Genomic DNA, 13,572 nt, shown 5'->3' with positions numbered 1-13,572 from the left:
TGCTTATATTTCCTCCAAACTCCTCAAGTTTTTTAAGTATTAAATCTCTTTCAAAGCCTCTCCTTGAATCTTTAAGTGTATCTGATAAAATCTCTTTTAAGTAAACATCAGTGGTTGTTTCTACTTCACCTATATAAGAAGGGATGTCTTTTTGCATGATAATATTGGCAGGTGTCATTATAACAAGCCTTTCTATAAGATTTTTTAATTCCCTTACATTACCGGGCCAATTATATCTTTCAAACAGTGCAATCGCCTCTTTTGATATCTCTTTTTGCCCCTTTGTTGTTTTGCTGGCAAACCATTTCAGATAGTAATCTATGAACAAATTTATATCTTCTCTCCTCTCTCTGAGAGGCGGTATATGAAATGGTATTACATTCAGCCTGTAATACAGGTCTTCTCTGAAGTTCCCTTTTTTAATCTCCTCTTCAATGTTCTTATTTGTTGCTGCAATAACCCTGACATCAACCTCTATTGTCTGTGTTCCCCCAACCCTTTCAAACTTCTGTTCCTGCAGTATCCTAAGTATCTTTGCCTGTGTTCTAATACTCATATCGCCTATCTCATCCAGAAATATTGTCCCATTGTTTGCCATTTCAAACTTCCCTATTTTCTGAGATATTGCACCTGTAAAAGCACCCCTTTCATGTCCAAAGAGTTCACTTTCAATAAGTTCTTCTGGGATAGCAGCACAGTTAACCTCAACAAATGGTTTGTCCTGACGATCACTAATAAGGTGGATATTTCTGGCAACAAGTTCCTTGCCTGTGCCGTTTTCTCCGCTGATAAGAACCCATGAATTTGAAGGGGCTACCCTTTCTATCTGAAACTTTATAGATTCTATAGCCCTGCTTTTTCCGATTATCTCATATCGGTTTTTCATACTGCCGCGCAGCAGGGCATTCTCCTGTTCGAGATGCTGTTTCTCAAGGGCATGATTAATAGTAAGAACGACTTTATCAAGGGATAATGGTTTTTCAATAAAATCGTATGCACCTAACTTTGTTGTTTTAACAGCAGTCTCTATGGTGCCATGACCTGACATCATAATAACCTGAATAAAAGGGTAATGCATCTTTATCTGTTGCAAAACCGCTGTGCCATCCATGTCCGTCATCCATATGTCAAGAAGCACAAGAGCAGGAGGGGCTGTATCTATTTTTTTTAATGCCTCGCTACCATCTTTTGCAAGGATTACCTCAAACCCCTCGTCTTTCAATATATCTGACAGAGATTTTCTTATACTCTCTTCGTCATCAACTACCATTATTCTTTTCACTTGAAAATCTCCCTCCGAGAGGTTGACTGCCCCACTGGCAAACCCTTCTCTCTTTATAAAATCATCTATGCTGACGCATCATTCTTTACAGGCAGTTCTATTATAAATCTTGTTCCTTTTGGAATATTGTCCTTTACCCTTATAAAACCATTATGGTCAGCGATAATGTTATTGACTATAGCAAGTCCCAGTCCTGTTCCTGTCTTCTTTGTTGAAAAGTAAGGCTCAAAAAGTTTTGCCTTATCCTCTGCAGGTATGCCGCACCCTGTATCAGCAACCTCTATCCTTACCATTTTAAATAATCTGTCTATCTTAGTCTCTACTGATATTGTTCCTTCACCCTCTATTGCAGCAACAGCATTGTCCATGATATTTATGAGCGCCCTTTTCATCTGGTCCCTGTCTATCTCCATAACAGGTATATTTTCACTAATAATTTCCCTAAACTCTATATGCTTATTGCCTGTCCTGTAAAGGGCAGCTGCCTCACTAACAATCTGATTTATATTGTTTGACGTAGGATTTGCTGCAGGCATCCTTGCAAAATTTGAGAACTCGTTTACAAGGGTTTTTAGTTCCTCAACCTGATGAATAATTGTCCCTGTGCATTCATCAAAAATCCTGCCATCACCTGCAAACCGGTCCCCGTATTTCTTTCGCAGCCTCTGTGCGGATAACTGGATGGGTGTTAAAGGATTCTTTATTTCGTGTGCAATTCGCTGTGCAACCTCTTTCCATGCCGTCATCCTCTGGGTCTTGAGGATTTGAGAAAGGTCATCAAAGACAGCAACCATACCGATATATTTCCCATCATCATCTTTAAGCATGGTCAGATTAACCAGAACGATAAGCGTCTTGTCATTCAAATCTATCTTTATCTGCCTTTCTATTGTCCCAGTGCCGAGATCATTCATTTGTCTTATCATATCCTTTAATATCTCTTCATCTTTAGACCTTAATACCTCTTTATAGTTTTTACCAATGACATTAGCAGTATTTATTGCCAATAAATCTTGTGCCGCCTTATTTATAGTGCTTATCCTTCCGCTTTTATCTATGGATATAACACCTGCTGCAACATTTCCAAGAACTATTTCCATATATTTTCGCCTCTGTTCAAGTTCAATATTAGTTTTTTTCAGGTCAAGATTTGCCTCCTCTACCTTGGACTGACTTATATTTAAATCCTCTATCATCTTGTTAAAAGATTTTACAAGGAGTCCAATCTCATCTCTGGATTCAACATCTATCTTATAATTGAGGTTGCCGACTGCAACAGCGTTAGTTGCCTCTGCAAGTTTCTGTATAGGTATTGTTATCTGTTTGGCAAGATAATAACCAATCCACATAGAGAGGACAACTATAACAAGGGTGACTATAAGAAGGGTTGTAAAGTATATAGCCTTGACAGGCTGTTTCAAGACCTTAAGTTGTTTATATGATTCAAATGTTGACGATATATCCTTTATCCTTGACAGCACATGATTGGGCATATAGAAGGTTACAGCAACTGCGCCTATAACATTATTAGAGTTATTCAGATACACCGGCACAATACCCCTTATAATATCGCCTGTATCAAGGGTTTGAACAAAACTTGTCTGCCTGCCATTTAATACATCCATGAGAAGATTCTTTTCAATATCAGGCAGCAGTGTTGTATTTATACTGGAGGCTATGGAATATATGAGCCTTTCACCTGATGATGAATAGACATCCACAGCACTAATATTATTTTCAGCTCTTTTTTGTTCAATATATTCCCGTAGAGTTGCCATAGTTTCATCTGACCATTCAGCACTCGTAACAGAAAGTCCATTGTTCATTTTTACACCAATCTGTCGGGCAAAATATACTGCCTGTTCAGATGTATTATTGTAATAACCCTGTGCTATTTCCAGTGACCCATGTAAAGAGTTTTCTATTGCTATGCCAAACCAGCTCTCTATACTCTTATTGATAAAACCGATTGCTATAAAGAATAAAAGAAGTGTTGGCACAATAGAAAGGAATAAAAAGGCTGCAATCAGTTTGGTAGAGAGTTTTGAGCCCATGACCTTACTTCTTCGCTCAAAGGCAAGTTTTACAAAATTCCGCATTACCAGAAATACAAGAAGAATTAAAAAGATTATCTGTATATTAATTAGACTAAAGATAAGGATGTTGTTTGCGAAAGGCAGACGCGTATTTATGTTTGATATATGAACCTCTGCATAGGTAAGAACTGTCATCAAGCAGATGACAGCGAAAATAACATACCTTTCTCTCTTCCGTCTCTTTATATCTTCATCTTCTTTAATCTTTATTATATTGTTGGACTTATTCATAATCGCTGTCTTTAATAGAGAATTGTTTCCTCAGACCAGTCTGTTTCAAAGTCCCAGAAGGATACAAAGAAAAGCATGTAATTTAATGGAAAAAAAAGATTAACAGTGTCAAGTTTTGCCTTAATCTTTAATATATATTTACTGCCTTTTTGAGGTGTTTCTGAAATAGAAACTGATATACCTTCAACCTTTGCCATGAATTCTTTAACCTGTGAAAAATCTTTAAGTTTTATAATTCTGTCCTGCTGGTCCTTTTCCTCTATGGTTAGTTCATATTCTGCCTTTAAAGTATCATACTGAACAATATGCTTGAATTTGAGTTCTGCCACCCTTTCATTAAACCAAAGGGTTCTTTCTTTATAGAGTTCCACAATAAATGTAAATGGGGTAGGGATACCGCTCTTTATGGCATCCTCTATCTCCTTAGTAAAAGCACCTTTGACATTAAAGGTAAGTGAAATGCTTTGAGGATTTTTTAATATTGAAACATTAGATATTGCCGCATTGTTGGTATTCTGCGAGTATGCAGATTTGGCTGTAAGGATAAAAAACATTGCAAAAATAAATAGATTAAATATTCTTTTCACCTAAAATGCTCCTTATACCGTGTATTGATAATGATATTACTAAAAACTGAAAGAAAAGACAAGAATATTGGCGCAGAAAAATGGCTGCCTGTTGTGTTCTGCAAACTTAAGGAAACTTAAGGATACATTGACATTGGAAGGAGGTCTTGATATATATAAGTCTATTACTTATGCCATTTACAGATATTATTGGACATGAAAAAGAGATAGAAATCCTGAAAAATGGTATTTTGCAGAACAGGGTGCCCCATGCCCTTATCTTTGCCGGACAGGAAGGTATAGGCAAGAGATTAACTGCTATTGCATTTGCAAAGGCATTGAACTGTCTTAAAGACGGTAATGATTTCTGCGGCAGATGCCAGAATTGTATATCAATAGATAGTTTGTCTTTTATGGATGTCTTTCTTGTTGAGCCAAGAGAGCCTGATTACAAAGGCGGCAAAGTTGACCACATCAGCGGCACAATAAAAGAGGAAGATATAACAACCATTCAACAAAGGATTGGTTATATAAAACAAAAAGGCAGGAAAAAGGTATGTATTATTGACAGTGCTGATAAGATGAATAGAACGGCACAGAATAAGTTTTTGAAAACCCTTGAAGAGCCATCCTATGATTCTGTTATAATACTTGTAACCTCAAAACCGTCAGACCTTCTCTCTACTGTCATATCAAGGTGCCAGAGGATAAATTTTAGACCTATAAAAAAAGACCTTATAATAGAGTTTATTAAGGATAGGATGAATATCTCTGTAGAAGAGGCTTATATTATCGCATCATTAAGCAATGGAAGCATAGGTGAGGCACTCAAAATGGATAAGGATTGGATATTAAAGCAAAGAAGGCAGTGGATAGAACATCTTGAAGGATTGTCAGTTGACATGCCTGATGACACACTTAAGTTTGCAGAGGATGTTGCAAAAGATGACAATATTGATGGTATACTTGAATTCCTAAAGATATGGTACAGGGATATGGCAGTTTGTATCAATAGCTGCGAAAAACTAATTGTAAATACTGATATGCTTACGCTCTTAAAAAAACACTGCATGAATACTGATTTTGAAAAGATACGGGATGCCTTTGCATTGCTTGCAAAGATAAAAGAAGATATAATGCCTCCAAGATACGCAAACAAACAACTTGCAATGGAGAGTCTATTTGTAAGGATGATCCAAAAATAGACATTGATTTTTGGAGGATGACAGGCAGGGGGTAGGAACGGGGGTAATATGGTAAATATAGTTGGAGTCAGATTTAAAAAGGCATGCAAGAGATACGATTTTTTTACAAATAATCTTGACCTGAAGGTCGGAGACAGGGTTGTTGTTGAGACAGAGCGCGGCATGAGTTTAGGCAGGATTGTTTATGGACCTGTTGAAAGGGATGAAACCTTATATAAACAGGGACTCAAAAAGGTAATAAGAAAGGCAGATGAAAACGATATTGAGAGGCTTGAGTTTAACAGGGAAAAAGAAGGAGATGCCTTTAAGATATGCAGTGACAGGATTAAAAAATACAACCTCCAGATGAAACTTATTGGAGTTGAATATCTATTTGATACTAGTAAGGCGATATTTTCATTTACATCAGAAGACAGGGTTGATTTCAGAGAACTGGTTAAAGATCTGGCAAATGAATTCCATACAAGGATTGAGATGAGGCAAATTGGGGTCAGGGATGAGGCAAAGACAATCGGAGGGATAGGACCTTGCGGAAGGGAGTTGTGCTGCTCATCATTTCTTACTGAATTTGAGGCAGTTACTGTAAAGATGGCAAAGGAACAGAACATAAGTCTCAACCCTGCAAAGATATCAGGCGTTTGCGGAAGACTCATGTGCTGTCTGACATATGAAGCAACAGGGGACAGTATATGCGGTACTCAACACAATGGCTGCTGTAATCATTAGGTGTCAGGAGATAAAGAAGTAAAAATGTCAAACAAACCATTTTACATAACAACCCCTATATACTATGTTAATGATGTCCCGCATATCGGGCATGCATATACAACTGTGGCAGCAGATTGTATTGCCAGATATAAAAGGCTTAAAGGCTGCAATTGCCTTTTTCTCACCGGCACAGATGAACATGGGCAGAAGGTTGAAAAGACTGCCCTTTCATCAAACCTGAAGCCTATAGAATTGGCTGATAAAGTGGTAGTCAGGTTTAAGGAACTCTGGAAGAAACTGAATATATCCAACAATGACTTTATCAGGACAACAGAGGAGAGGCATAAAAAGGCTGTCAAATATCTGTGGAAAAAGATTGCAGCAAATGGCGATATATACCTGGGCGAATACGAGGACTGGTACTGCACACCATGCGAGTCATTTTTTACTGAAAAACAGTTAATGGATGGCAGATGCCCTGACTGTAAAAGGGCTGTAGAAAAACTAAAGGAACCGAGTTATTTCTTCAGGATGACTAAGTATCAGGATGCACTCTTAAAACATATTGAGGCAAATCCTGACTTTATTGAGCCTGAAAGTAAAAGAAAAGAGATTGTGAGTTTTATCAAGGATGGCTTGAAGGATTTATCTATAAGCAGGACTTCATTTTCATGGGGTATCACTGTTCCAGATGACCCCAAACACATCGTCTATGTGTGGTTTGATGCCCTGACCAATTATCTTACCGCTGCAGGTTATCCTGATGAAAGGTTCATGTATTTCTGGCCTGCGGATATTCATATTATCGGTAAAGACATCTTAAGATTTCATGCTGTTTATTGGTCATCTATGCTTTTATCCGCAGGACTGCCTCTGCCAAAGAAGATATTCGCCCACGGGTGGTGGACAGTTGAAGGGCAGAAGATGAGCAAATCCCTTGGCAATGTGGTTGATCCAAATGGGATGATTGATATATATGGTGTTGACCCGTTCAGATATTTTCTTCTTAGAGATGTCCCTTTTGGTTTGGATGGTGATTTTTCAAAAACGGCACTCGTGGGAAGGATAAACGGTGATCTGGCAAATAATCTGGGAAACCTGCTTTCCCGAACACTTGCAATGATTGTAAAATATCTTAACGGTGAAGTTACGAAACCTGCTGCACCCTGCTCCTCGGATAATAACCTAAAAGATACACTTACTTCATCTATTAGAAAGTTTGAGGCATCTATGGAAGAACTTGCGTTTAGCAAGGCTTTAACATCCGTATGGGAGATTCTGTCAACGGCAAACAAATATATAGATGAGATGTCCCCATGGATGCTGGCAAAAGAACCTCAAAAAAAAGATAATCTGATAAATATATTATACAACTGTCTTGAGATATTGAGAATAAGTGCAGTTATGATATATCCTTTTATGCCTGCATCAGCAGAAAATATATGGCAGCAGATAGGTATTGAAAGGGATATTTCAAAGATAGATTTTGACGAAGAAATAAGATGGGGGGGATTAAAGGAGGGGGCTATACTCAAAAAAGGAGAGCCTCTTTTCCCTAAAATGGAGGAGGTATGAAAAATATTATTAGTATCATGGTCATTTCCCTGCTTTTTCTTTCGGGCTGTTCTAAATCTGAAGAGGCAGTCGCACATATAAATAATGTGAAGGTCTATAAATTGAATGTATCTATGGACAATGAAAAAAAACTTCAGGCAACTGTTGAAAATGGAAATCAGTTATGGAGGAGGAGTGCAAAGGATGTTGCCCATGCAGCACTTATAAACGAGGGTGTAAATGTAAAGACAGAAAACTGCCAGATACTTTCAGAAAACAATCAGGAATCTATTGTTGCTGTAAAAGACAATAAGGGAATCTCATATAAGGTTGTCTTAAAAAAACTGATAACCCCTGACGGCATTTGGACTGCTGTTGAGATTGACATAAAGGAAGGGTAGTAGCCCTCAACTCATCAAACTCATCAAACATCTTGACTTTATTTTCCCTGTTAGTATATAGTCTTTATGGGTTTGCAAAATAAAGTGGGGTTTTAAACCCCCACTTTTTTAATTTAAGAATATATCTATGAAAATAAAATTATTTATACATGTCCTTGCTGTTATGCTTTTTCTTCTGCCGTCTTCCGTCATGGCAGATGAAAAGACTAAACTAAATGTCGCCATACTTCCGTGGAAGGTAAATTCCACAGAAAAACTTGACTATATAAAAGATGCCCTCTACGACATGGTGTCATCTAGGATGGCTGCAGAAAAACATCTTGCAATTCTAAAAGAGTCATCTGTCAAAAATGTATTCTCAAAATATGAAAATGATAAAATTACTGAAGATGTCATAAGAAAAATAGGCGGCGAACTTGGGGCAGATTATGTTGTTTACGGCAGTCTCACTGTTCTTGGGGAAACGATAAGTCTGGATGCCAGAGTCATCAGCGCAAAACGGGAGGAACCTCCTATTCAATCAACATCGCAGGGCAGAACCATAGAGAGCCTTATCCCTGCTGTAAGTCATCTGACCCTTGATTTAAATGCAAAGATTCTGGAGAAAGAGGGACTGGAATCTATAGTTTCTGGTTTTGGTGCATCACCCATATATGCCGGCGGATTCAAAAAAAAGGGTGAGGCAAAAAAAGAGACAGGCAGCAGCGATTTTATAATAACAACAAAGGACACTGTTAAGGAAAAGCAACTGTGGAAGAGCCCAACTTTACCTATAAATTTAAAACGAATTGCAGTAGCCGATGTAGACGGCGATAACAGAAATGAGGTTATCCTTATAGACGACCATAATCTCTATATCTACAGGATTCGTGGAAATGTAATGGATATGGTGATGGAATTTAAGGGAAAGGTGTATGAAGAGAATTTCTCTGTTGATGTTGCTGATATAAATGGGAACGGCGTCCCTGAGATATATATTTCAAGATTGTCAAGCAAGAATACAGATTCTTATGTTATTGAATACCAGAATGGTGAATTCGTAAAGATTGCACAGCATCTGCCGTGGTTTTTCAAGGTATCTGACGGCGTATACGAAGAAACACCTGTACTCATTGGACAGGGGTTCTCTCTTGACAGGGTATTTTTTAAAGATATAAAACATCTTATATGGGACAGAGGGAAATTAACTGAAAAGGCAAATATTGATATGCCTGATGGATTTAACATATACAATTCTGTCAGACTGCCGCTTGGTGCTGATAAGGATGAATATGTGCTTGTGTACACAAACAACGACATTTTGCAATTATTCAAAAAAGAGGGAAAGGGAAACTGGCAGGAGGGGTGGACAAGTAAAGACTACTTTGGTGGAAGTTTAAATAGGATAACATTAGAAACCTCTCATCTAATTAAAGGCTCTGATGAGCCTGCAGAATTTATTAACTTAAAGAGCAGAATATTGTATGGTGACCTTGATGGCGATGGCAATATAGAGATTATAGTAAACAAAAATGAACCTGGCACCTTAAGCAGATACTTTAAAAAGATTGAGTCGTATAAAAAGGGAGAGGTTGCTGACCTTTCATGGGAAAATGGAAGGTTTAAAGAGAACTGGAAGACCAAAACACTTGACGGTTATATTGCAGATTTTACAATAAAGGATTTTGACAATGATGGACAGAAGGATTTAGTTATCATTGTTGTGGATATAAATGCAGTTACAGGGGCAAAGAGCAGTTACCTGATAGGGTATAAATTAAATATTAAATAACCCAAAAAATGCAACTGCATTTTTTGGGATAAGATGTGGCGGTGTAGCTCAGGCGGCCAGAGCAGGGGTCTCATAAGCCCTTTGTCCGTGGTTCGAGTCCACGCACCGCCACCAAATTTAAAGCCAGGAGTTTAATCTCTGTCATCTCTTTAATTGCATATCTGACACCTTCCCTGCCAAAACCAGAATCTTTCACACCGCCATAAGGCATGTGGTCTATGCGGTATGTTGGTATATCATTTACAATCACACCGCCTACTTCTAGTTCATTATAGGCATGAAAGACATTTTTTATATCCCTTGTCCACACCCCTGCCTGCAAACCGTATCTTGAATCATTTACAGATTTGACCGCCTCTTCAAAATCATTATATTGAGAAACTGTTACAACAGGTGCAAAGACCTCCTCGCAACAGACCTTCATTGATGGTTTGACATCAGTTAAAACAGTTGGCTCATAAAATACACCCCTCGCCTTTCCGCCAATCAATATCTCAGCCCCCTCTTCTACTGCCTCTTTTACCCATTTACCTATTCTTTCTACATCATTACAACTTATCATTGGACCAATATCTGTTGCCTCATCCATAGGGTCGCCTAGTTTTAATGCCCTTATATTTGCAAGAAACCTGTGAGTGAACTCTTTATAAATATCCTTATGAACAAATATCCTCTGGATTGAGATGCATATCTGCCCTGCATGTGAGAATGCACCTATAACGCATCTCTTTGCTGCAAAGGCAATATCCGCGTCATTATGGATAATCACACCTGCATTGCCGCCAAGTTCAAGGGTAACCTTTTTCATACCTGCAAGGTTTTTTAATCTCAAACCAACATCTGGACCCCCTGTAAATGTGATTTTTTTAATCCTTTCATCTGCAACCAGTTTCTCTGCAAGAGAACCTGAACACGGGACAACATTAAACCCGCCTGCTGGAAAGCCTGCATCTGAAACAATCTCTCCTAAAATAATTGCTGATAACGGCGTCTTTGAGGCAGGCTTTAAAATCATTGTGTTGCCTGATGCTATAGCAGGCGCCATCTTGTGGGCTGCAAGATTGAGCGGAAAATTAAATGGTGTGATACCAAAGACAGGACCGATTGGAAAGCGTCTTGCAATGCCAAGTCTGTTTTCAGAGCCTGCCATCAAATCCAGAGGCATAACCTCTCCATAAATCCGTTTTGTCTCTTCCTTTGCAATTTGAAATGTATTTACTGCACGGTGGACCTCTGTCCGTGAATCCTTTATTGGCTTTCCTGCCTCAAGGGTTATGGTTTTTGCAATCTCCTCTATTCTTGATTTAAGACCTTCTGCAATATTCTCTAAAATCTCTGCCCTTTTATAAACAGGGAGTTTCCGTGTGAATTCAAATGCCTTTTGAGATGAAACAACAGCATCCTCCAAATCCTTTTCAATGGCAAGGTTCACAATGCCGATAACTTCATTATTATATGGATTTCTGACCTCTAGTTTTTTTGATGATTCCCGCCAATCTCCATTTATAAGAAATCTGTACTGCTTTGACATATATTTACCTCCACAGGTTTTTGCCCATTATAGTATATGAAAAAATAAAGGTAAAGGTTCTTGACCCTTAATCATTCACCATATATAATGCAGATATCTATGGCAAAGAAACGTTCATCTCTACTTATAGACCTTGACAAGAAATATGTATGGCACCCCTTTACACAGATGATGGAATGGGGAAAGGGAGACAACCTGATAATTGAAAAGGGTGAAGGAAATTATCTTATAGATATGGATGGGAAAAGGTATCTTGACGGCATCTCATCCCTCTGGGTAAATCTACATGGACACAGAAAAAAAGAGATAGATAATGCAATAAAAAAACAGATAGACAAAATCAGCCATTCAACCCTTCTTGGACTCGGAAATGTTCCGTCTATTCTTCTGGCAGAAAAACTTGTTCAATTAGTAAACTCAAAACTCAAAACTCAAAACTCAAAACTATTATCAAGGGTCTTTTATTCAGATAACGGCTCAACAGCAGTTGAGATTGCATTAAAGATGGCATTCCAATACTGGCAGCAACAAGCAGGGGTCAGGGGTCAGGGGTCAGGGGTCAGAAAAACAAAATTCATTGCCTTCAGCGGTGCATATCACGGAGACACATTTGGTTCAATGAGCGTCGGGGAGATTGATATATTTGTAAAAAAATACAAGCCTTTGTTATTCCCAACATTCAAGGCATATTATCCATACTGCTACAGATGTCCTGTCAGAAAGACATATCCTGAATGCAATATCTCCTGCATAAAAAAGTTTGAAGATATTTTGAAAAACCATCACAAAGAGATTGCAGGCTGCATTATTGAACCAATTGTTCAGGGCGCTGCTGGAATGATTGTGTCACCAACTGGATTCTTAAAAAAGGTGAGGCAACTCTGCACAAGATACAATATCCTTTTGATTGCGGATGAGGTGGCAACAGGGTTTGGCAGAACAGGAGAATTTTTTGCATGTGAGCATGAGGATGTAAATCCTGATTTTTTATGTCTTGCAAAGGGTATAACTGCTGGATACTTACCTCTTGCAGCAACACTTACAATAGAGAAGGTTTATAAGGCATTCCTTGGTAAATATAAAGATATTAAAACATTCTTCCATGGACATACATACACAGGAAATCAACTTGGGTGCGCTGCTGCACTGGCAAATTTAAAAATCTTTGAAAAGGAAAAGACCATTACGCGGATTCAGAGTAAAGTAAAATACTTTACAGAACTTCTGGAAGGGATAAAAGGAAAGAACTATGTTGGTGATGTCCGACAAAAAGGACTCATGGCAGGCATAGAGATTGTAAAAGATAAAAAAATAAGAGAGCCTTTCCCAATGGAGGCAAGGACAGGGTATAAAATCTGCATGAGGGCAAGGGAATACGGGCTTATAATCAGACCCATTGGTGATACCATAGTTCTGATGCCGCCGCTCTGCATAAAAAAGACGGAACTAAAAAAGATGGTAACTATAGTTCACGATTGCATAAACCCGAAAAATAAAAACCGAATGCATTTTTTGGGTAAAGAGGGTTACGGGTGAGTAAAGGCATTTTCATAACAGGCACAGATACAGGGGTTGGTAAGACCTTTGTTGCAGGGTTAATTGTAAAGGCACTTAAAAAACATGGTGTAGATGTTGGTGTTATGAAACCTGTTGAAACAGGCTGCAGGAAAAAGAAGGATACGCTGATACCAGAAGATGCAGTATTTTTAAAAAACTGTGCTGGTGTGAATGACCATCTGGATATTATAAATCCATACAGGTTTAAAGAACCTGCGTCTCCCTCTGCTGCAGCAAGGATCTCATGCAGAAGGATTAAACTACCTAAAATTTCAGATTGCTATAAAAAACTTGCATCCTATCATGATTTTATGGTTGTTGAAGGTGCAGGCGGATTGTTGGTGCCGCTGAATGATAAAGAGACAATCATTGACCTGATAAAACTCTTAAGACTGCCGATTGTCATTGTTACAGCATCAAAACTGGGTGCAATCAACCATACACTTTTGACTGTAAGATGTGCCATAGACTCTGGCATTAAAACACTCGGCATAATCTTCAATAACACAACCTCTAATAAAAAGACTGTATTGGCAAATCCTGCCGAAGTAAGAAGGTTTACAGACATAGATATACTCGGAGAAGTGCCATTTATAAAAACAAAAATCAATTGACCTGAATTACTTTATCCTGTATCTTGCTAAAAAATTACTGGATAAAAGGAGGACTT

General features: G+C 38.3%; 11 protein-coding genes and 1 tRNA gene. 8 read left to right on the top strand and 4 right to left on the bottom strand.

The features are described from left to right. The 3 genes from HZC45_01440 to HZC45_01430 all read right to left on the bottom strand — a co-directional run. On the bottom strand, window positions 1-1,270 hold a 1,270-nt coding region (locus HZC45_01440; protein ID MBI5681829.1), incomplete at its 3' end, for a sigma-54-dependent Fis family transcriptional regulator. Between the two features lie 77 nt (window positions 1,271-1,347). Beyond that, the gene (locus HZC45_01435; GenBank protein ID MBI5681828.1) at window positions 1,348-3,609 is read right to left on the bottom strand and encodes a HAMP domain-containing protein; all 2,262 of its coding nucleotides are present in this window, start codon (window positions 3,607-3,609) and stop codon (window positions 1,348-1,350) included. Between the two features lie 11 nt (window positions 3,610-3,620). Continuing rightward, window positions 3,621-4,196: a DUF4390 domain-containing protein gene (locus HZC45_01430; protein MBI5681827.1), complete on the bottom strand. Its 576-nt coding sequence runs from the start codon at window positions 4,194-4,196 to the stop codon at window positions 3,621-3,623. Between the two features lie 146 nt (window positions 4,197-4,342). On the opposite strand from HZC45_01430, the gene HZC45_01425 reads away from it, so the two are divergent. From HZC45_01425 to HZC45_01400, 6 genes are all read left to right on the top strand, one after another. Continuing rightward, window positions 4,343-5,380, top strand: coding sequence for a DNA polymerase III subunit delta' (locus HZC45_01425; protein MBI5681826.1), 1,038 nt, complete (start codon window positions 4,343-4,345; stop codon window positions 5,378-5,380). 48 nt (window positions 5,381-5,428) lie between these two features. Further along, window positions 5,429-6,106, top strand: a complete 678-nt coding sequence (locus tag HZC45_01420) for a stage 0 sporulation family protein (protein ID MBI5681825.1) — start codon at window positions 5,429-5,431, stop codon at window positions 6,104-6,106. A gap of 24 nt (window positions 6,107-6,130) precedes the next feature. Then, entirely contained in the window at window positions 6,131-7,663 is a 1,533-nt protein-coding gene (gene metG, locus HZC45_01415; GenBank protein ID MBI5681824.1) for a methionine--tRNA ligase, read from the top strand. Beyond that, window positions 7,660-8,043, top strand: a complete 384-nt coding sequence (locus HZC45_01410; GenBank protein MBI5681823.1) for a hypothetical protein — start codon at window positions 7,660-7,662, stop codon at window positions 8,041-8,043. The genes metG and HZC45_01410 overlap by 4 nt, the downstream gene beginning before the upstream one ends. 127 nt (window positions 8,044-8,170) lie before the next feature. After that, complete coding sequence (locus HZC45_01405; GenBank protein ID MBI5681822.1) at window positions 8,171-9,814, top strand: VCBS repeat-containing protein; 1,644 nt, start codon at window positions 8,171-8,173, stop codon at window positions 9,812-9,814. A 37-nt stretch (window positions 9,815-9,851) separates the two neighbouring features. Beyond that, window positions 9,852-9,928 (top strand) — tRNA-Met (locus HZC45_01400). Here the strand turns inward: HZC45_01400 and HZC45_01395 are convergent. Next, on the bottom strand, window positions 9,885-11,345 hold the full coding sequence (locus tag HZC45_01395; protein ID MBI5681821.1) for an aldehyde dehydrogenase family protein: 1,461 nt from the start codon (window positions 11,343-11,345) through the stop codon (window positions 9,885-9,887). The two genes, HZC45_01400 and HZC45_01395, sit on opposite strands and share 44 nt — an antisense overlap. A gap of 99 nt (window positions 11,346-11,444) precedes the next feature. Here HZC45_01395 and bioA point away from each other — a divergent pair, with 99 nt between their 5' ends. After that, window positions 11,445-12,881 (top strand): adenosylmethionine--8-amino-7-oxononanoate transaminase, encoded by a 1,437-nt coding sequence (gene bioA, locus HZC45_01390; GenBank protein ID MBI5681820.1) that lies wholly within the window; start codon window positions 11,445-11,447, stop codon window positions 12,879-12,881. Further along, complete coding sequence (bioD, locus tag HZC45_01385; GenBank protein ID MBI5681819.1) at window positions 12,878-13,516, top strand: dethiobiotin synthase; 639 nt, start codon at window positions 12,878-12,880, stop codon at window positions 13,514-13,516. Before bioA ends, bioD begins: the two co-directional genes overlap by 4 nt. The last annotated feature ends 56 nt before the right edge of the window (window positions 13,517-13,572 follow it).

This window comes from Deltaproteobacteria bacterium (genome assembly GCA_016223005.1).
Classification (GTDB): domain Bacteria; phylum Desulfobacterota; class GWC2-55-46; order UBA9637; family GWC2-42-11; genus JACRPW01.
Note: the sequence above shows the minus strand (reverse complement) of the source record. Positions and strands in the feature narration are given on the sequence as shown.

Excerpts from the sequence above, each read along its gene's own strand:
- bioA (MBI5681820.1), top strand. The coding sequence starts at position 11,445 with ATGGCAAAGAAACGTTCATCTCTACTTATAGACCTTGACAAGAAATAT.
- HZC45_01395 (MBI5681821.1), bottom strand. The coding sequence starts at position 11,345 with ATGTCAAAGCAGTACAGATTTCTTATAAATGGAGATTGGCGGGAATCA.
- metG (MBI5681824.1), top strand. The coding sequence starts at position 6,131 with ATGTCAAACAAACCATTTTACATAACAACCCCTATATACTATGTTAAT.
- HZC45_01435 (MBI5681828.1), bottom strand. The coding sequence starts at position 3,609 with ATGAATAAGTCCAACAATATAATAAAGATTAAAGAAGATGAAGATATA.
- HZC45_01410 (MBI5681823.1), top strand. The coding sequence starts at position 7,660 with ATGAAAAATATTATTAGTATCATGGTCATTTCCCTGCTTTTTCTTTCG.
- HZC45_01420 (MBI5681825.1), top strand. The coding sequence starts at position 5,429 with ATGGTAAATATAGTTGGAGTCAGATTTAAAAAGGCATGCAAGAGATAC.
- HZC45_01405 (MBI5681822.1), top strand. The coding sequence starts at position 8,171 with ATGAAAATAAAATTATTTATACATGTCCTTGCTGTTATGCTTTTTCTT.